Consider the following 15,709-nt stretch of genomic DNA (forward strand, 5'->3'; position numbering starts at 1 on the left):
CATGTTGCGTACCCTACCCCTCGCCCTGTCGGCGGCAGCCATCGCGGTATCCGCGGTCGCCGTGCCCAGCAGCGCGCAAACCTACTCCGAACAGCGTCGCTTCGACGCCGCGCAGCGCCGGTTCGATAATGAACAGCGCATCTATGATCAGGAACGCGCGCTTTACGAACAGGCGCAGCGCCGCGATCAGCGCCGGTCGAGCTACAACGACCCGCGCTATCCCAATTCGAGCTATAACGACCCGTACAACGATCCGCGCTATCGCACCGATTACGACGCGTCGCGCTATTATAGGGACGATCCCCGCTATCAGGAGCGCGTCCTGACCTCGAACGACCAGGTCTATCGCGGGTCGGACGGGCGCTATTACTGCAAGCGCAACGACGGCACGACCGGCCTGATCATCGGCGGCGCGGCCGGCGGCATCCTCGGCAACGTAATCGACGGTGGCCGCAATCGCATCGGCGGCACGCTGATCGGCGGCGCGCTGGGCGCGTTGCTAGGCAAGTCGGTCGATCAGAATAGCGGCGACCAGTATCGATGTCGCTAAGGCACACGGCGTTAGCGTAAGCAGACGCCGATGCTTGGATGGCGGATCAGAAGCCCGACCGGTGGCGCGGATTTTCTCCGCGCCGCACCGCCAAAAAAGAAAGGGCCGCGCTTCCCAACAGAAGCGCGGCCCTTCTCTTATCTATCACCGACCGGCTTACGCGGCCTGATCGAAATCCTCGTCCACGATCACCGGACCCGAATCCTGGCCCTTGGCGCTGGTGTCGCGATCGACGAACTCAATCACCGCCATCGGTGACGCGTCCGAGGCGCGGATGCCGGCCTTGATGACGCGGGTATAGCCGCCGTTGCGGCTAGCGTAGCGCGACGCCAGCACGTCGAACAGCTTCGCCAGCTGCGCGTCGTCGAGCAGACGGGCGTGCGCGAGGCGACGGTTGGACAAGCCGCCCTTCTTCGCCAGCGTGATCAGCTTCTCGACGTACGGGCGAAGTTCCTTCGCCTTGGCGAGCGTGGTGGTGATCTGTTCGTGCTTGATCAGCGCGGCCGACATGTTGCGGAACAGCGCAGCACGGTGCGCCGAGGTACGTTGAAGCTTACGACCGCCTACCTTGTGGCGCATGTATCATTCCTTCGTTCGTAGGGGGGCCGTGTAAGGTACCCCGATCCAGGCGGCGCGAAACGGGCCACCGCCCAAAGCCCGAGAGGTTTGTCGAAAGTTAGGCCAAGAATAGGGCTCAGCCCATGATTTCCTGCTCAAGCTTCTTGGCCATTTCCTCGATGTTCTCAGGCGGCCAACCCGGGATTTCCATCCCGAGGCGCAGCCCCATCGACGACAGCACTTCCTTGATCTCGTTGAGCGACTTGCGGCCGAAGTTCGGCGTGCGCAGCATCTCGGCTTCGGTCTTGCCGACCAGATCGCCGATATAGATGATGTTGTCGTTCTTGAGGCAGTTGGCGGAGCGCACCGACAGTTCGAGCTCATCGACCTTCTTGAGCAGGTAACGGTTGATCTGCTGCGTGTCGCCCGCAGCACCACCGGTTTCGGCGGGAGCAGCCGCGAGGCCGATCGGAGCCGATCGGGTGATCGCCGAATCGTCGAAATGGACGAACAGCGCGAGCTGGTCCTGCAGGATGCGCGCGGCATAAGCGAGCGCGTCCTCCGGGGTCACCGTGCCGTCAGTCTCGATCGACAGCGTCAGCTTGTCGTAGTCGAGTTCCTGCCCGACGCGGGTGTTCTCGACCTTGTACGACACTTGGCGAACCGGGCTGTACAGCGCATCGACCGGGATCAGGCCGATCGGCGCATCGGCCGGACGATTGGCAACCGCCGCAACATAGCCCTTACCGACATCCGCGGTCAGTTCCATGTTGAGCGTCGCGCCCTCGTCGAGGTGGCAGATCAGCAGATCGGGGTTCATCACCTCGATATCGCCCGACACCGCGATGTCGCCCGCGCGGACGTCGGCCGGACCGGTCGCCGAAAGCTGGAGACGCTTCGCACCTTCGCCCTGCATCTTGAGCGCGATCTGCTTCACGTTGAGCACGATGTCGGTGACGTCCTCACGGACACCCGCCAGCGAGCTGAACTCGTGGAGCACGTTCTCGATCTTGATCGAGGTCACCGCCGCGCCCTGCAGCGACGACAGCAGTACGCGGCGCAGCGCGTTGCCGAGCGTCAGGCCAAAGCCACGCTCCAGCGGTTCGGCGACGAACGTCGCCTTCGACTTGCCCTCGCCGCCCTTCTTTTCGAGCGCGTTGGGCTTCTTCAGTTCCTGCCAGTTTTTTGCGTTGACGGACAAGGCTCTCGTCCCCTGGGTTGGGCCGCTCTCGGGGTTGAAGCGGCCGGGTATCAAAAATCGCACCGGCGCGTCCGCCGGCACGTAACAAAATCAGACGCGGCGGCGCTTCGACGGGCGAACGCCGTTGTGCGGGATCGAGGTCACGTCGCGGATCGACGTGATCTGGAAACCGACCGCCTGCAGCGCACGCAGCGCGCTCTCGCGGCCCGAACCCGGACCCTTCACCTCGACCTCGAGCGTGCGGACACCATGTTCGGCGGCCTTCTTGCCGGCGTCTTCCGCGGCGACCTGGGCGGCGTACGGCGTCGACTTGCGCGAGCCCTTGAACCCCATCATGCCGGCGGACGACCACGAAATGGCGTTGCCCTGGGCATCGGTGATGGTGATCATGGTGTTGTTGAAGCTAGCGTTCACATGCGCGACGCCGGCGGTGATGTTCTTGCGTTCACGGCGCCGAATGCGCTGCGGTTCACGTGCCATTTTGTAATTCCTGACCTGATTTTCAAGGAAGCGAGCCGCCCGAAGACGGCTGCGAGCTTACTTCTTCTTACCGGCGATCGGCTTGGCCTTGCCCTTGCGGGTGCGTGCGTTGGTGTGCGTACGCTGGCCGCGGACCGGGAGACCTTTGCGATGGCGTAGGCCGCGATAGCAGGCCAGGTCCATCAGGCGCTTGATGTTCATCGCCGTCTGGCGACGAAGATCACCCTCTACCGTGTAACCGGCGTCGATCGCTTCGCGGATCTGCAGCACTTCCTGATCGGTCAGGTCCTGCACGCGAGTCGCGTCCGCGATGTTCAGCTTCGCGGTGATTTCCTTGGCCTTGGCCGGACCGATACCGTGGATATAGGTCAGCGCGATCACCACGCGCTTGTTGGTCGGGATGTTGACACCCGCAATACGTGCCATGAAACTTTTCTCCTAGCTCCACAGGGAACGGCATGGCTGCCACGTTCCCCATCTCATCGCGTTAGCCCGAAACGCACGACAGCGGCGGACGCGAGAAAGCGCCGCCGGACAGCCGGGGTATCGGAAGAACGCTTAATTAGGTGCGAGTCGTGACACTGTCAAGCGCAGGTAGACCCTACCTCGCCAAGGGTACCGGGCCTTCCGCTGCAGCCCTCAATCCCGTAGTCATTTTTCCCCCAAGTAAGAACGGGGGGGATACGATATAGGTGCTATTTTCCGTCCAACGTCTCAGCAATCGCCGCGCTGACCGCGTCCATGTCACCCATGCCGTCGATCCGTGTCACCAGACCACGCGCTTCGTAAATTGGAATGATCGGCGCGGTCTTGGCCCGATATTCGGCCATACGCGTGCGGACGGTTTCCTCGTTGTCGTCAGGGCGGCGCTTGAACTCGTGGTGGCCGCAGACGTCACAGGTACCGTCGACCTTCGGGCGGTGGAATTTATCGTGATAGTTCGCGCCGCAATTCGCGCATGAGAAACGCCCGACGATCCGCTCGACCAGCGCGTCCTCGTCAACCTCGAGCTCAATCACGCGGTCGAGCTCGCGGCCGTGGTTGCTCAGGATCGCATCGAGCGATTCCGCCTGCGCGGCCGTCCGCGGATAGCCGTCGAAGATCGCGCCCTGATCGTCGCTCATCGTCGCCAATTTGTCGTCGATCAGCGCGGAGACGATCTCGTCCGACACCAGCTCGCCAGCGTCCATCACCGCCTTGGCCTTCAGCCCGACCGGGGTGCCGGCCTTCACCGCCGCGCGCAGCATCTCGCCCGTCGACAGCTGGACCATGCCCCGCGACTGCACAAGCCGCTCGGCCTGAGTCCCCTTGCCCGCGCCCGGCGGTCCCAGAAGGATGATGTTCACGGCAGTCCTCTCCCCTGTCGTAGCGTTCCGTTATGGACGGAGACGTCCACCCTTCAGTTTCGCCTTCTTGATCAGGTCGCCATACTGATGCGCCAGCAAGTGCGACTGAATCTGCGTCACGGTATCCATTGTCACGTTGACGACGATCAGCAAGCTGGTGCCACCAAGGTAGAACGGGATCTTCAACGCCGAAACCAGATATTCCGGCACCAGGCAGATGAAAGCCAGGTACGCCGCGCCGATCACCGTGATGCGAGTCAGCACGTAGTCGAAATAGACTTCGGTGTTCTTGCCCGGGCGGATGCCGGGGATGAAGCCGCCATAGCGCTTCAGGTTATCGGCGGTCTCTTCCGGGTTGAACACGACCGCGGTGTAGAAGAACGCGAAGAAGATGATCCCCGCGCCGTAGAGCGTCATGTACAACGGGCTACCGTGCTGCAGATACTGGTTGAGCGTGATGATCACGTCGCCCCACCAACTGTCACCTGCGGTCTTGTTGCCAGCGAATTGCGTGATCGTCAGCGGCATCAGCAGCAGCGACGAGGCGAAGATCGGCGGGATAACGCCCGCAGTATTGAGCTTCAGCGGCAAGTGGCTGCGATCCGACTGCACGCCGCGCGCGGTCTGGCGCTTGGGATACTGGATCAGGATGCGGCGCTGCGCGCGCTCCATGAAGCAGATCAGCAGGACGATGCCAACCACGGCGACGATGATGCCGATCAACTGGAAACTGTCCATGCTGCCGGTGCGGCTGCCGTTGACGAGGTTATAGATGTTGGTCGGCATGTTCGCGACGATACCAGCCATAATGATGAGGCTGACGCCATTGCCGATACCGCGACTGGTGATCTGCTCGCCCAGCCACATCAGGAACATGGTGCCGCCGATCAGCGAGATGACCGCGCCGGCGCGGAACATCATGCCGGGCTCAACCACCGCCTGGATACCCTGCGTCGCGCCGAAGCTTTCGAGCCCGACGGCGATGAAATAGCCCTGGATCGCGGTCAGCGCGACCGTACCGTAGCGGGTATATTGGTTGAGCCGCTTGCGCCCGCTCTCGCCTTCCTTCTTGATCGCCGCCAGCGTCGGCGACAGCGAGGTCGCGAGCTGCACCACGATCGAGGCGGTGATATAGGGCATCACGCCAAGCGCGATCAGCGACATCCTCTTAAGGGACCCGCCCGAGAAATTGTTGAAGAAGTCCAGCACGCCGCCCGTCGTCTTGTCGCCGAGGATGCCGAGCGCGGTCGGATCGACCCCGGGCAGCGGGACATAGCTCAGCAGGCGGAACACGATCAGCGCGCCGATCGTGAACCAGAGCCGCTTTCTGAGGTCGGTCGCCTGCGCGAACTTCGATAGGTTGAGCCCGGAGGCGAGACTGTCGGCTGCGGATGCCATTATGCGTTTACGTCCTGAAAACTGAAACGGCGGCGAGCGCTTAGCATCGCCCCCCGCCGCTCATATAGTCACGTGTCCCGGCTTGTCACCGGGTACGCCTCACTTCTTCGCCGCGGCAGCCTGCTTGGCTTCCTTGTCGGCCTTGCGCGCCTTGTACTGCACGCCCTTCTTGGCGGCGGCCTTTTCGGCGGCGGGAACGACGTGGATCACATCGACCTTGCCGCCCGCCTTCTCGACCGCTTCAATCGCGCTCTTCGACGCGCCGGCGACGGTGAAGTTCAGCTTGGCCGAGAACTCGCCCTTGCCGAGCAGACGGACGCCATCCTTGCCGCCACGAGCGACACCGGCTTCCTTCAGCGCGGCGTGATCGAGCGTCGCGCCTGCCTTGATCTTCTTCGCGTCGACCAGCTTCTGGATCGTGCCCAGATTCACCTCGGCATAATCCTTGGCGAAGATGTTGTTGAAGCCACGCTTCGGCAGACGCATGTGGAGCGGCATCTGGCCGCCCTCGAAGCCGGCGATCGAGACGCCCTCACGGCTCTTCTGGCCCTTCTGGCCACGGCCGCCAGTCTTGCCCTTGCCCGAGCCGATGCCGCGTCCGACGCGGATCTTGGACTTGCGGGCGCCCGCATTGTCGCGGAGTTCGTTCAGTTTCATTCTATGCACTCGCTTTCGCTTTTGTCGCGCTGATAGGGGTAGGCCGCCCCAAAAGAGCGGCCCGGATGAGGTTAGCCCTCGACACTCACCATGTGAGCGACCTTCTTGATCATGCCGCGCACCTCGGGGGTGTCCTCGAGCTCGGAGACCCGGTGCATCTTGTTCAGCCCGAGACCGATCAGGGTCGCGCGCTGGTCCTTGGTGCGGCGGATCGGCGAACCGGTCTGCTTGATCTTGATCTTCGCCATGTCAGCTTACTCCGCGATCGCGGCCGCATCGGCCTCGGCGGTCTGCGACCCACCACGGCCGAGCAGGTCGGCGATCTTCTTGCCGCGGCGCTGCGCAACGCTCTTGGGCGAGGTCTGCTCGCCGAGCGCTTCGAAGGTCGCACGGATCATGTTGTAGGGGTTCGACGTGCCGACCGACTTGGTCACCACGTCGGCGACGCCCAGGCTTTCGAACACGGCGCGCATCGGACCGCCGGCGATGATGCCGGTGCCCTGCGGCGCCGAACGCAGCGTGACCTTGCCGGCGCCGAAGTGACCGTTGCCGTCATGGTGCAGCGTGCGGCCTTCCTTCAGCGGAACGCGGACCATCTTCTTCTTGGCCGACGCGGTCGCCTTCGAAATGGCTTCCGGCACTTCGCGCGCCTTGCCGTGACCGAAGCCGACGCGGCCCTTGCCGTCGCCCACGACGACGAGCGCCGCAAAGCCGAAGCGCTTGCCGCCCTTCACCGTCTTCGAGACGCGGTTGATGTGGACCAGCTTTTCGATCAGCTCTTCGCCGCCGTCCTCGGTCGGGCCGCCACGGCCACGATTGTCACGACCGCCACGGCCGCCGTCGCGACCACCGCGACCGCCACCGCCACCCGGTCCGCCACGGCCACGGCCGCCGCGCGCACCGCGCGGAGCGTCGCCCGCCGGAGCGTCGACCGGTGCGCCGACCGGCGCTTCCGTCTGGTTGGTTTCGTCAGCCATTCTTAGAACTCCAATCCGGCTTCGCGCGCGGCGTCGGCCAGCGCCTTGACGCGGCCGTGGTAGAGAAAGCCGCCACGGTCGAACACGACCTGCTTGATGCCGGCCTTCACCGCGGCTTCCGCCACGCGCTTGCCGACCGCGGTCGCGGCTTCGATGTTGGACGTCGCGCCGTCATGACCCGACAGCGTCGAGGCCGAGGCAACGGTCGTGCCCTTCTCGTCGTCGATCACCTGGGCATAGATGTGCTTGCCCGAGCGATGAACCGAGAGACGGGCGCGCGTTCCGCCCCGCGCACGGAGCGCGGTGCGATTGCGGCGGCGCCGCTTTTCGAACAGTGAAAGACCCTTGGTCATTACTTCTTCTTCCCTTCCTTACGGAAGATATACTCGCCGTCGTACTTGATGCCCTTGCCCTTGTACGGTTCCGGCTTGCGCCAGCGGCGGATCTCGGCGGCGAGCTGGCCGACCTTCTGCTTGTCGGCGCCCGAAATCTCTACCGTGGTCTGATCCGGGGTCGCCACCGTCAGACCTTCCGGCACGTCGATGTCGACGTCATGCGAATAGCCGAGCTGCAGCTTGAGCTTCTTGCCCTGCGACGAAGCGCGATAGCCGACGCCGGTGATCAGCAGCTTCTTTGAGAAGCCGGTGGTCACGCCAGTCACCAAGTTCTGCACCAACGTGCGCTGCATGCCCCAGAACGCGCGAGCGCGCTTGGTGTCGTTGGCCGGCGTCACGCCGATCGAATCGGCCTGGACGTCCCACTTGACCTCGTCGGCCATCGGCATGGACAGGGTGCCCTTCGGACCCTTCATGCTCAGCACGCCGCCCTCGACCGTGGCGGTGACACCGCTCGGGATCGCGACCGGCTTCTTACCGATGCGGCTCATCAGAACACCTCCGCCAGCACTTCGCCGCCGACGTTCTGGTCGCGCGCTTCGGCATCCGAAAGCACGCCACGCGGCGTCGAGACGATGGTGATGCCCAGGCCGTTCATCACGCGCGGCAGTTCCTGCGAACCGCTGTACACGCGGCGGCCCGGCTTGGAGACGCGCGCGACGTGCTTGATGGCCGGCTGGCCTTCGAAATATTTGAGTTCGATCCGGATGCCCTTGGCGGGCCCCATCTCTTCCTCGCTATAACCGCGGATGTAGCCCTCACGCTGGAGAACGTCGAGCACGCGGACGCGCAGCTTCGACGCTGGCGAAAGGACCGAGTCCTTGCGCGCGCGCTGGCCGTTGCGGATGCGGGTGAGCATATCACCCAGGGGATCGGTCACTGCCATCTTCGTGTCCTTACCAGCTCGACTTCGTGACGCCGGGAATCAGGCCCTTGTTGGCCAGTTCGCGCAGCTGCACACGGCAGAGACGGAATTTGCGGTAGTAAGCGCGGGGACGGCCCGTCACTTCGCAACGATTGCGGATGCGGGTCGGGTTACCGTTACGCGGCAACTCGGCCATCTTCAGCCGCGCGATCAGGCGCTCGGTTTCGTCGAGCGACTTGTCGTTCGCCTGCGCCTTCAGCTTCGCCAGCTTGGGAGCGGTCTTCGCCACCAGCTTCTTGCGACGCTCGTTCTTGTTCACGGAACTCAGTTTCGCCATGACTTAAGTTCTCTTTCCCTTATGCCGCTTGCTTCTGCTCGCCGTCCGCATCCTGCGGGAACGGGAAGCCGAACAGACGCAGAAGCTCGCGAGCCTCGTCGTCGGTCTTTGCAGTGGTGGTGACGATGACGTCCATGCCGCGCACCTTGTCGATGCGGTCATAGTTGATCTCCGGGAACACCAACTGTTCCTTGAGACCCATCGCGTAATTGCCGCGACCGTCGAAACTCTTCGGGTTCAGCCCGCGGAAGTCGCGAACGCGCGGCAGCGCGATCGTGATGAAGCGGTCGAGGAACTCGTACATGCGCTCGCGGCGAAGGGTGACCTTCACGCCGATGGGCATGCCTTCACGCAGCTTGAACTGCGCGATCGACTTCTTCGCCTTGGTGACGACCGGCTTCTGGCCCGCGATCAGCTCCATTTCAGAAGCGGCCTGTTCGACCTTCTTCTTGTCCTGGGTCGCTTCGCCCACGCCCATGTTCAGAACGATCTTTTCGATCTTCGGAACTTCGAGCGCGTTCTTGTACCCGAACTTGTCGGTCATCGCCTTGACGATCTTGTCGTCGTAGATGCCCTTCATGCGGGGCTTGTAAGCTTTATCAGCCATCGATCTTCTTCCCGGTCTTGACCGCGACGCGGACCTTCTTGCCGTCCTTGCCCGTTTCGAAACGGACGCGGGTCGGCTTGCCGTCGACGACGTGGGCAACCTTCGAAATGTGGAGCGGCGCTTCCGAGCGGTCGAGACCGCCCTGGGGGTTCGCCTGGCTCGGCTTCACGTGGCGCACATGGACGTTCACGCCCGACACGATGACCTTGCTGTCCTTCGGCATCGCCTTGGTGACTTCGCCGGTCCGGCCCTTGTCCTTGCCGGACAGGACGATGACTTGGTCACCCTTCTTGATCTTCGCGGCAGCCATTACAGCACCTCCGGCGCGAGCGAGATGATCTTCATGTGCTTCTTGGCGCGCAGCTCGCGGACGACCGGGCCGAAGATACGGGTGCCGATCGGCTCCTCGTTCTTGTTGACCAGGACGGCAGCGTTGCTGTCGAACCGGATCACCGTGCCGTCGGCGCGGCGAATGTCCTTGCGGGTCCGCACGATGACGGCGCGATGAACGTCGCCCTTCTTCACGCGGCCGCGCGGTTGCGCTTCCTTGATGCTGACGACGATGATGTCGCCAACGCCGGCCGTGCGGCGCTTCGAGCCGCCCAGCACCTTGATGCACTGCACCCGCTTCGCGCCGCTATTGTCAGCGACGTCGAGATTGGACTGCATCTGGATCATCGATCCGCTTCCTTCTCTCTTGGCCTACCGGGACACGCCCGGGGGTTCCGACTAAACTACCAGCCCCTGGCAGGGCCGACCTGATTACGCGCCCGCGGCGGCTTCCTCGCCCGCGAGATCGACCCGCTCCGGCGTCGCGTGGGTGTTCACCCGCTCGATCACCTTCCAGGTCTTGAGCTTGGAGATCGGCGCGGTCTCTTCGATCCGCACGGTCTCGCCGGCCTTGTACTCGTTCGCCTCGTCATGGGCGTGATACTTCTTCGAACGGCGGATGATCTTGCCGTAGAGCGCATGCTTGACCTTGCGTTCCACGTTCACGACCACCGTCTTGTCGCCCTTGTCCGAGACGATCTGCCCGGTCAGCACGCGCTTCGGCATTGCTTCTTCCTTACTTCGCGGCCGCGGCGGCTTTCGCACGCGCGGACTGCTGGGTCTTGATACGGGCGATGTCACGACGGACTTCGCGCACACGGCTCGGCTTTTCGAGCTGGCTGGTCGCCGCCTGGAAGCGGAGGTTGAACGCTTCGCGCTTCAGCTCGCCCAGGGACTCGTTCAGCTGGTCGTCGCTCTTGCCGGCGACGTCGAGCTTGCTCGACTTGGTTTCTTTCTTGGCCATCTTATTCGCCTCCGAGGTGCGACGTGTCACCCAGACGCGCCACGACCTTGACCTTGATCGGCAACTTCATCGCCGCTCGGCTGAACGCTTCCGCCGCGAGCGGGCCGGGAACGCCGTCCAGCTCGAACAGGATGCGGCCGGGCTTGACGCGGGCTGCCCAATATTCCGGCGAACCCTTGCCCGAGCCCATGCGGACTTCGGCCGGCTTGCCCGACACTGGCACGTCCGGGAACACGCGAATCCACAAACGCCCCTGGCGCTTGATGTGACGCGTGATCGCGCGGCGGGCCGCTTCGATCTGGCGCGCGGTGATCCGGTCCGGCTCCATCGCCTTCAGCCCGTACGAGCCGAAGTTGAGGGTCGCGCCACCCTTGGCGTCGCCATGGATGCGGCCCTTGAAGGCCTTGCGGAACTTGGTGCGCTTCGGTTGCAACATTGCTCTTATTCCTTAGCGGCGGTCGTCGCGCGCGGGGCGCACGCCGGAGGTCTGGGCCTCCATCATCAACCGGTCCTGCGCCATCGGGTCGTGACCGAGGATCTCGCCCTTGAACACCCACACCTTGACGCCGCAGACACCGTAAGCGGTGTGCGCCTGCGCTTCGGCGTAATCGAGGTTGGCACGCAGCGTGTGACGCGGCACGCGACCTTCACGATAGCTCTCGGTCCGGGCGATTTCGGCACCGCCGAGGCGACCGCCGCACATCACGTGGATGCCGTCGGCACCCAGACGCATCGCCGACTGCACCGCACGCTTCATGGCGCGACGGAAGGCGATACGACGCTCGAGCTGGTCGGCGATACCCTGCGCGACGAGCTTGGCATCGATTTCCGGCTTGCGGATCTCGACGATGTTCAGCGACACGTCGGACGAGGTCATCGTGCCGAGCTTCTTGCGAAGCTTCTCGATGTCGGTGCCCTTCTTGCCGATGATCACGCCGGGGCGCGCGGCATAGATCGACACGCGGCACAGCTTGGCCGGACGCTCGATCACCACCTTCGAAATCGCGGCCTGCGGCAGCGTGTCGAGGATGTACTTGCGGATCTTCAGATCCTCGAGCAGCAGCTTGCCGTAATCCTGGCCTTCCGCGAACCAGCGGCTGTCCCAGGTACGGTTGATCTGCAGGCGCAGGCCGATCGGATTGCTCTTGTGACCCATTATGCTTCTTCCTGCTCGCGGACGACGATGCGAAGACGCGAGAACGGCTTCAGGATGCGGGTGGACTTGCCACGGCCGCGGGTCGCGAAGCGCTTCATCGTGATCGACTTGCCGACCGACGCCTCAGACACGACAAGCGCGTCGACGTCGAGGTTGTGGTTGTTTTCCGCGTTCGCGATCGCAGACGCGAGAACCTTGCGCGCGTCCACCGCCATCGCTTTCTTCGAGAAAGCGAGGATGTTGAGCGCGTCACCGGCCTTGCGGTTGCGGATCAGGCCCGCGACCAGGTTCAGCTTCTGCGCCGAACCGCGGATCTGCGTCGCGACGGCCAGCGCTTCCTTCTCGCCGACCTTGCGGGGGGATTTAGCCTTCGACATTAGCGCTTGCCCTTCTTGTCGGCGGCGTGGCCCGGGAAATACCGGGTCGGCGCGAACTCGCCGAGCTTCATGCCAACCATGTCCTCGTTGACCGACACCGGCACGAACTTGCGGCCGTTGTAGACGCTGAAGGTCAGGCCGACGAAGTCGGGCAGGATGGTCGAACGACGCGACCAGGTCTTGATCGGCGCGCGAGCGTTGGTTTCCTGCGCGGTCTGCGCCTTCTTGAGAAGGCTCAGTTCGACGAACGGGCCCTTCCAGACTGAACGAGCCATGGTTTAGCCCTTCCTCTTGGTCGAATGACGCGACCGGATGATCATCTTGTCGGTCGATTTGTTGTGACGAGTGCGCGCACCCTTGGTCGGCTTGCCCCATGGGGTGACCGGATGACGGCCGCCCGAGGTCCGGCCTTCACCACCGCCGTGTGGGTGGTCGACCGGGTTCTTGGCGACACCGCGGGTCAGCGGACGGATGCCCTTCCAGCGGTTGCGGCCAGCCTTGCCGAGATTGGTGTTCTGGTTGTCGGGGTTCGACACCGCACCGATCGTACCCATGCAGTTTGCGTGGATGTAACGCTGCTCGCCCGAATTGAGACGAACGATCACCATCCCGCGGTCTCGGCCGACGACCTGCACGTAAGTGCCCGCCGAACGCGCGATCTGACCGCCCTTGCCCGGCTTCATCTCGACATTGTGGACGATCGTGCCGACCGGCATCTGGCCCAGTTCCATCGCATTGCCCGGCTTCACGTCGGTCTTCTTGCCGGCGATCACCTTGTCGCCGACGCCGAGACGCTGCGGAGCGATGATATAGGCCAGTCGATCCTTGCCGTCCTCGCCCGCGCCGTAGTTGACGAGCGCGATGAACGCGGTGCGGTTCGGGTCATACTCGATCCGCTCGACCGTCCCCTCGACGTCCCACAGGCGACGCTTGAAGTCGACGATGCGATACTTCTGCTTGTGGCCGCCCGCGATGCCGCGCGACGTCACATGGCCCTTGTTGTTGCGGCCGCCGGTCTTCTGCTTGCCTTCGGTCAGCGCCTTGACGGGCCGACCCTTGTAGAGCGCCGAGCGGTCGACGAGGATCAGGCCGCGGCGGGCCGGACTCGTCGGGTTATAGTGCTTGAGTGCCATTACGCGCTGACCCCTTGCGTCACGTCGATGGACTGGCCGTCCTTCAGCGTCACGATCGCCTTCTTGATGTCGGAGCGCGTATAGTCCGCACCCTTCCACTTCTTGGTCTTGCCCTTCTGGACGATCGTATTGACGCCGGTCACGCTGACATTGAACAGCGCCTCGACGGCAGCCTTGATCTCGGGCTTGGTCGCGTCGCGCGCGACCTTGAACACCACCGCATTCTGTTCCGACATCATCGTCGACTTTTCGGTGATGTGCGGGGCGACGATCACGTCATAGTGACGGATGTCGACCGCGCCGTTGCTCGGCTTCTTAGCCATTGAAACGCGCCTCCAGCTTTTCGACCGCGGCGCGCGTCAGCACCAGCGTATCATGCTTCAGGATGTCGTAGACGTTGGCGCCGGCGGCCGGGAGCACGTTGAGGTGACCCAGGTTGCCCGCCGCCAGCGCGAAGCTCGTCTCGACCGCGTCGCCGTCGATGAACAGCACAGACTTGCCGAAGCCCGCTTTGGCCAAGTCGCCCTTAAGCGTCTTGGTCTTACTGTCCTTCACTGACAGGCTGTCCATGATCACCAGCGAACCCGCCTTGGCGTGGCTCGACAGCGCCATCTTCAGGCCCAGCGCGCGGATCTTCTTGTTCAGCGACGGGTTGAAGTCGCGGACGCGAGCGCCGTGCGCCTTACCACCGCCGATGAACACCGGGGCGCGGCGATCGCCGTGACGGGCGGTACCGCCGCCCTTCTGGCGACCGAACTTCTTGCCGGTGCGGGCAACGTCGGCGCGCTCACGCGTGCCGCGTGCGGTCGCACGACGCTTTTCGAGCTGCCAGGTGACGACGCGGTGCAGGATGTCGGCGCGCGGATCGAGGCCGAAGACCTCGTCGTTGAGCTCGACGTCCGCCGCTTTCGCCTTGGCGTCGAAGGAGGAAACCTTGACCTTCACGTTCAGCCCTCCTGGCCTTCGGTCGCCTCAGGGGCGTCCACCGTCTCGGCGGGCGTCTCTGCGGGAGCGTTGTTGGTGTTGGCGGCCTGCTTCAGCCCGGCCGGGAACGGCGCGTCGGCGTGGCGGGCGACCTTGACGGCGTCCTTGACGAACAGCCAGCCGCCCTTCGAGCCAGGGACCGAGCCCTTGACGAAGATGAGGCCGCGCTCGACGTCGGTGCCGACGATCTCGAGATTCTGCTGGGTGCGATACTTGTCACCCATGTGACCGGCCATCTTCTTGTTCTTGAAGACCTTGCCCGGATCCTGGCGCTGACCGGTCGAACCGAGCGAACGGTGCGAGACCGAGACGCCGTGCGTCGCGCGCAGACCGCCGAAGCCCCAACGCTTCATGCCGCCGGCAAAGCCCTTGCCCTGCGTACGGCCCTGAATGTCGACGATCTGGCCGGCGACATAATGGTCGGCCGAGATTTCGGCGCCGACGTCGAGCAGGCCGTCTTCATCGACACGGAATTCGTGGATGATCGCCTTGGGCTCGATCTCGGCCTTGCCGAACGCGCCGCGCTGCGGCTTGGCGACGTTCTTCACCTTGGCGCTGCCAGCGCCAAGCGCGACGGCGGTGTAGCCGTCCTTGTCCTTTTCGCGACGGGAAACGACCTGCGCGCCTTCAAGGCTCAGGACGGTGACGGGCACGTGGCGGCCGTCGTCCTGGAACAGGCGGGTCATCCCCAACTTCTTCGCGATCACGCCGGTACGCATGATCCATACTCCTCACAGAGGCACATCGCGGAATTGCGAAGTGCGTGTCAGCCCGGAAATGCGAAGCGTGGCCCCCGTCCCGGGCTGGTTGTCCATCTGGCATGAAGCCGTTTGAACGTGACGGGAGACGCTGTCCTGGCTGCGAGCAGCCAGCGGTATCTCTATTTGTCAGCGTCCCGCGAGACCGGAGTCGATCGCGGGAGCGGTGCCGTTAGGCGAGTTTGATCTCGACGTCAACGCCTGCGGCGAGATCGAGCTTCATCAGCGCGTCGACCGTCTGCGGGGTCGGCTGAACGATGTCCAGCATGCGCTTGTAGGTGCGAACCTCGAACTGCTCGCGCGACTTCTTGTCGATGTGCGGGCCGCGGTTCACGGTGAACTTCTCGATCCGCGTCGGCAACGGAATGGGACCACGGATCATGGCGCCGGTGCGGCGCGCGGTGTCGGCGATGTCGCCGGTCGCCTGATCGAGCACGCGATGGTCGAACGCCTTCAGGCGAATGCGGATATTGCTGTCCATGGTTCCTACCGATGCGAAAGAGCGGGGCAGCTAGCCCTTGCGGGGGCCACCTCTTGCTGGTTCATACGAAAACTGAAGGCGGGCCACTACACAGAGTGGCGCTGGGGATCAACCCCTGTTCGTCGCATCTTCGCGAGAAAGTGCCCGGTTGGGTG

At 63.9% G+C, this 15,709-nt stretch carries 28 protein-coding genes; 1 reads left to right on the top strand and 27 read right to left on the bottom strand.

The features are described from left to right. Nucleotide 1 precedes the first annotated feature (1 nt). Nucleotides 2-550: a glycine zipper 2TM domain-containing protein gene (locus J0J06_RS07735; RefSeq protein ID WP_294040719.1), complete on the top strand. Its 549-nt coding sequence runs from the start codon at nucleotides 2-4 to the stop codon at nucleotides 548-550. 156 nt (nucleotides 551-706) lie between these two features. On the opposite strand, the gene rplQ is transcribed toward J0J06_RS07735, so the two are convergent. From rplQ to rpsJ, 27 genes are all read right to left on the bottom strand, one after another. Beyond that, nucleotides 707-1,129, bottom strand: coding sequence for a 50S ribosomal protein L17 (rplQ, locus tag J0J06_RS07740; RefSeq protein ID WP_294040720.1), 423 nt, complete (start codon nucleotides 1,127-1,129; stop codon nucleotides 707-709). Between the two features lie 115 nt (nucleotides 1,130-1,244). Beyond that, nucleotides 1,245-2,309 carry a DNA-directed RNA polymerase subunit alpha gene (locus tag J0J06_RS07745; protein WP_294040721.1) on the bottom strand — a complete coding sequence of 355 codons (1,065 nt, stop codon included), beginning with the start codon at nucleotides 2,307-2,309 and terminating at the stop codon, nucleotides 1,245-1,247. A 90-nt stretch (nucleotides 2,310-2,399) separates the two neighbouring features. Continuing rightward, entirely contained in the window at nucleotides 2,400-2,789 is a 390-nt protein-coding gene (rpsK, locus tag J0J06_RS07750) for a 30S ribosomal protein S11 (RefSeq protein WP_007405180.1), read from the bottom strand. Nucleotides 2,790-2,846: 57 nt separating this feature from the next. Next, entirely contained in the window at nucleotides 2,847-3,215 is a 369-nt protein-coding gene (gene rpsM, locus J0J06_RS07755; RefSeq protein WP_294040722.1) for a 30S ribosomal protein S13, read from the bottom strand. 269 nt (nucleotides 3,216-3,484) lie between these two features. Continuing rightward, entirely contained in the window at nucleotides 3,485-4,135 is a 651-nt protein-coding gene (locus J0J06_RS07760) for an adenylate kinase (RefSeq protein WP_294040723.1), read from the bottom strand. A 30-nt stretch (nucleotides 4,136-4,165) separates the two neighbouring features. Beyond that, nucleotides 4,166-5,533, bottom strand: a complete 1,368-nt coding sequence (secY, locus tag J0J06_RS07765; RefSeq protein WP_294040724.1) for a preprotein translocase subunit SecY — start codon at nucleotides 5,531-5,533, stop codon at nucleotides 4,166-4,168. Between the two features lie 99 nt (nucleotides 5,534-5,632). Beyond that, complete coding sequence (gene rplO, locus J0J06_RS07770; protein WP_294040725.1) at nucleotides 5,633-6,190, bottom strand: 50S ribosomal protein L15; 558 nt, start codon at nucleotides 6,188-6,190, stop codon at nucleotides 5,633-5,635. 71 nt (nucleotides 6,191-6,261) lie between these two features. After that, a complete protein-coding gene (rpmD, locus tag J0J06_RS07775) occupies nucleotides 6,262-6,438 on the bottom strand; it encodes a 50S ribosomal protein L30 (protein ID WP_294040726.1) in 177 nt (58 codons plus the stop codon). 6 nt (nucleotides 6,439-6,444) lie between these two features. Further along, nucleotides 6,445-7,167: a 30S ribosomal protein S5 gene (gene rpsE / locus J0J06_RS07780; RefSeq protein WP_294040727.1), complete on the bottom strand. Its 723-nt coding sequence runs from the start codon at nucleotides 7,165-7,167 to the stop codon at nucleotides 6,445-6,447. Between the two features lie 2 nt (nucleotides 7,168-7,169). After that, on the bottom strand, nucleotides 7,170-7,520 hold the full coding sequence (gene rplR / locus J0J06_RS07785) for a 50S ribosomal protein L18 (protein ID WP_294040728.1): 351 nt from the start codon (nucleotides 7,518-7,520) through the stop codon (nucleotides 7,170-7,172). Beyond that, nucleotides 7,520-8,053: a 50S ribosomal protein L6 gene (gene rplF / locus J0J06_RS07790; protein WP_294040729.1), complete on the bottom strand. Its 534-nt coding sequence runs from the start codon at nucleotides 8,051-8,053 to the stop codon at nucleotides 7,520-7,522. Before rplF ends, rplR begins: the two co-directional genes overlap by 1 nt. Next, nucleotides 8,053-8,448, bottom strand: coding sequence for a 30S ribosomal protein S8 (gene rpsH / locus J0J06_RS07795; protein WP_146570133.1), 396 nt, complete (start codon nucleotides 8,446-8,448; stop codon nucleotides 8,053-8,055). The genes rplF and rpsH overlap by 1 nt, the downstream gene beginning before the upstream one ends. 10 nt (nucleotides 8,449-8,458) lie before the next feature. Further along, nucleotides 8,459-8,764, bottom strand: coding sequence for a 30S ribosomal protein S14 (gene rpsN / locus J0J06_RS07800; protein ID WP_146570132.1), 306 nt, complete (start codon nucleotides 8,762-8,764; stop codon nucleotides 8,459-8,461). 19 nt (nucleotides 8,765-8,783) lie between these two features. Continuing rightward, nucleotides 8,784-9,371, bottom strand: a complete 588-nt coding sequence (gene rplE / locus J0J06_RS07805; protein ID WP_294040730.1) for a 50S ribosomal protein L5 — start codon at nucleotides 9,369-9,371, stop codon at nucleotides 8,784-8,786. Next, the gene (rplX, locus tag J0J06_RS07810; RefSeq protein ID WP_294040731.1) at nucleotides 9,364-9,681 is read right to left on the bottom strand and encodes a 50S ribosomal protein L24; all 318 of its coding nucleotides are present in this window, start codon (nucleotides 9,679-9,681) and stop codon (nucleotides 9,364-9,366) included. The genes rplE and rplX overlap by 8 nt, the downstream gene beginning before the upstream one ends. Beyond that, nucleotides 9,681-10,049: a 50S ribosomal protein L14 gene (rplN, locus tag J0J06_RS07815; protein ID WP_146570129.1), complete on the bottom strand. Its 369-nt coding sequence runs from the start codon at nucleotides 10,047-10,049 to the stop codon at nucleotides 9,681-9,683. The genes rplX and rplN overlap by 1 nt, the downstream gene beginning before the upstream one ends. Before the next feature lie 84 nt (nucleotides 10,050-10,133). Beyond that, a complete protein-coding gene (gene rpsQ / locus J0J06_RS07820; RefSeq protein ID WP_294040732.1) occupies nucleotides 10,134-10,427 on the bottom strand; it encodes a 30S ribosomal protein S17 in 294 nt (97 codons plus the stop codon). A 10-nt stretch (nucleotides 10,428-10,437) separates the two neighbouring features. After that, nucleotides 10,438-10,665: a 50S ribosomal protein L29 gene (rpmC, locus tag J0J06_RS07825; RefSeq protein WP_294040733.1), complete on the bottom strand. Its 228-nt coding sequence runs from the start codon at nucleotides 10,663-10,665 to the stop codon at nucleotides 10,438-10,440. A gap of 1 nt (nucleotide 10,666) precedes the next feature. Further along, complete coding sequence (rplP, locus tag J0J06_RS07830; RefSeq protein ID WP_294040734.1) at nucleotides 10,667-11,101, bottom strand: 50S ribosomal protein L16; 435 nt, start codon at nucleotides 11,099-11,101, stop codon at nucleotides 10,667-10,669. 12 nt (nucleotides 11,102-11,113) lie between these two features. Then, nucleotides 11,114-11,821 (bottom strand): 30S ribosomal protein S3, encoded by a 708-nt coding sequence (gene rpsC, locus J0J06_RS07835; RefSeq protein ID WP_294040735.1) that lies wholly within the window; start codon nucleotides 11,819-11,821, stop codon nucleotides 11,114-11,116. Further along, on the bottom strand, nucleotides 11,821-12,198 hold the full coding sequence (rplV, locus tag J0J06_RS07840) for a 50S ribosomal protein L22 (protein ID WP_294040736.1): 378 nt from the start codon (nucleotides 12,196-12,198) through the stop codon (nucleotides 11,821-11,823). The genes rpsC and rplV overlap by 1 nt, the downstream gene beginning before the upstream one ends. Then, nucleotides 12,198-12,473 carry a 30S ribosomal protein S19 gene (rpsS, locus tag J0J06_RS07845; RefSeq protein WP_146570123.1) on the bottom strand — a complete coding sequence of 92 codons (276 nt, stop codon included), beginning with the start codon at nucleotides 12,471-12,473 and terminating at the stop codon, nucleotides 12,198-12,200. Before rpsS ends, rplV begins: the two co-directional genes overlap by 1 nt. A gap of 3 nt (nucleotides 12,474-12,476) precedes the next feature. Continuing rightward, nucleotides 12,477-13,331, bottom strand: coding sequence for a 50S ribosomal protein L2 (gene rplB, locus J0J06_RS07850; RefSeq protein WP_294040737.1), 855 nt, complete (start codon nucleotides 13,329-13,331; stop codon nucleotides 12,477-12,479). Next, complete coding sequence (locus tag J0J06_RS07855; RefSeq protein WP_294040738.1) at nucleotides 13,331-13,654, bottom strand: 50S ribosomal protein L23; 324 nt, start codon at nucleotides 13,652-13,654, stop codon at nucleotides 13,331-13,333. Before J0J06_RS07855 ends, rplB begins: the two co-directional genes overlap by 1 nt. After that, nucleotides 13,647-14,276, bottom strand: coding sequence for a 50S ribosomal protein L4 (gene rplD / locus J0J06_RS07860; protein WP_294040739.1), 630 nt, complete (start codon nucleotides 14,274-14,276; stop codon nucleotides 13,647-13,649). Before rplD ends, J0J06_RS07855 begins: the two co-directional genes overlap by 8 nt. A 2-nt stretch (nucleotides 14,277-14,278) precedes the next feature. After that, the gene (gene rplC / locus J0J06_RS07865; RefSeq protein WP_294040740.1) at nucleotides 14,279-15,034 is read right to left on the bottom strand and encodes a 50S ribosomal protein L3; all 756 of its coding nucleotides are present in this window, start codon (nucleotides 15,032-15,034) and stop codon (nucleotides 14,279-14,281) included. 211 nt (nucleotides 15,035-15,245) lie between these two features. After that, a complete protein-coding gene (gene rpsJ, locus J0J06_RS07870; protein WP_146570118.1) occupies nucleotides 15,246-15,554 on the bottom strand; it encodes a 30S ribosomal protein S10 in 309 nt (102 codons plus the stop codon). Between the last annotated feature and the right edge of the window lie 155 nt (nucleotides 15,555-15,709).

This window comes from Sphingomonas sp. (assembly GCF_017304615.1).
Lineage (GTDB): Bacteria > Pseudomonadota > Alphaproteobacteria > Sphingomonadales > Sphingomonadaceae > Sphingomonas.

What these genes read in the sequence shown, in the direction of transcription:
- rpsS (WP_146570123.1), bottom strand. Translation starts at nt 12,473, where the DNA reads ATGGCTCGTTCAGTCTGGAAGGGCCCGTTCGTCGAACTGAGCCTTCTC.
- rplC (WP_294040740.1), bottom strand. Translation starts at nt 15,034, where the DNA reads ATGCGTACCGGCGTGATCGCGAAGAAGTTGGGGATGACCCGCCTGTTC.
- secY (WP_294040724.1), bottom strand. Translation starts at nt 5,533, where the DNA reads ATGGCATCCGCAGCCGACAGTCTCGCCTCCGGGCTCAACCTATCGAAG.
- rpsK (WP_007405180.1), bottom strand. Translation starts at nt 2,789, where the DNA reads ATGGCACGTGAACCGCAGCGCATTCGGCGCCGTGAACGCAAGAACATC.
- J0J06_RS07855 (WP_294040738.1), bottom strand. Translation starts at nt 13,654, where the DNA reads ATGGCTAAGAAGCCGAGCAACGGCGCGGTCGACATCCGTCACTATGAC.
- rplE (WP_294040730.1), bottom strand. Translation starts at nt 9,371, where the DNA reads ATGGCTGATAAAGCTTACAAGCCCCGCATGAAGGGCATCTACGACGAC.
- rplQ (WP_294040720.1), bottom strand. Translation starts at nt 1,129, where the DNA reads ATGCGCCACAAGGTAGGCGGTCGTAAGCTTCAACGTACCTCGGCGCAC.
- rplN (WP_146570129.1), bottom strand. Translation starts at nt 10,049, where the DNA reads ATGATCCAGATGCAGTCCAATCTCGACGTCGCTGACAATAGCGGCGCG.
- rpmC (WP_294040733.1), bottom strand. Translation starts at nt 10,665, where the DNA reads ATGGCCAAGAAAGAAACCAAGTCGAGCAAGCTCGACGTCGCCGGCAAG.
- rpsJ (WP_146570118.1), bottom strand. Translation starts at nt 15,554, where the DNA reads ATGGACAGCAATATCCGCATTCGCCTGAAGGCGTTCGACCATCGCGTG.
- rpsH (WP_146570133.1), bottom strand. Translation starts at nt 8,448, where the DNA reads ATGGCAGTGACCGATCCCCTGGGTGATATGCTCACCCGCATCCGCAAC.
- rpsQ (WP_294040732.1), bottom strand. Translation starts at nt 10,427, where the DNA reads ATGCCGAAGCGCGTGCTGACCGGGCAGATCGTCTCGGACAAGGGCGAC.
- rplV (WP_294040736.1), bottom strand. Translation starts at nt 12,198, where the DNA reads ATGTCGAAGGCTAAATCCCCCCGCAAGGTCGGCGAGAAGGAAGCGCTG.
- rpsE (WP_294040727.1), bottom strand. Translation starts at nt 7,167, where the DNA reads ATGGCTGACGAAACCAACCAGACGGAAGCGCCGGTCGGCGCACCGGTC.
- rplF (WP_294040729.1), bottom strand. Translation starts at nt 8,053, where the DNA reads ATGAGCCGCATCGGTAAGAAGCCGGTCGCGATCCCGAGCGGTGTCACC.
- rpsM (WP_294040722.1), bottom strand. Translation starts at nt 3,215, where the DNA reads ATGGCACGTATTGCGGGTGTCAACATCCCGACCAACAAGCGCGTGGTG.
- J0J06_RS07735 (WP_294040719.1), top strand. Translation starts at nt 2, where the DNA reads ATGTTGCGTACCCTACCCCTCGCCCTGTCGGCGGCAGCCATCGCGGTA.
- rplP (WP_294040734.1), bottom strand. Translation starts at nt 11,101, where the DNA reads ATGTTGCAACCGAAGCGCACCAAGTTCCGCAAGGCCTTCAAGGGCCGC.
- rpsN (WP_146570132.1), bottom strand. Translation starts at nt 8,764, where the DNA reads ATGGCGAAACTGAGTTCCGTGAACAAGAACGAGCGTCGCAAGAAGCTG.
- rpsC (WP_294040735.1), bottom strand. Translation starts at nt 11,821, where the DNA reads ATGGGTCACAAGAGCAATCCGATCGGCCTGCGCCTGCAGATCAACCGT.
- rplB (WP_294040737.1), bottom strand. Translation starts at nt 13,331, where the DNA reads ATGGCACTCAAGCACTATAACCCGACGAGTCCGGCCCGCCGCGGCCTG.
- rplX (WP_294040731.1), bottom strand. Translation starts at nt 9,681, where the DNA reads ATGGCTGCCGCGAAGATCAAGAAGGGTGACCAAGTCATCGTCCTGTCC.
- rpmD (WP_294040726.1), bottom strand. Translation starts at nt 6,438, where the DNA reads ATGGCGAAGATCAAGATCAAGCAGACCGGTTCGCCGATCCGCCGCACC.
- rplO (WP_294040725.1), bottom strand. Translation starts at nt 6,190, where the DNA reads ATGAAACTGAACGAACTCCGCGACAATGCGGGCGCCCGCAAGTCCAAG.
- rplR (WP_294040728.1), bottom strand. Translation starts at nt 7,520, where the DNA reads ATGACCAAGGGTCTTTCACTGTTCGAAAAGCGGCGCCGCCGCAATCGC.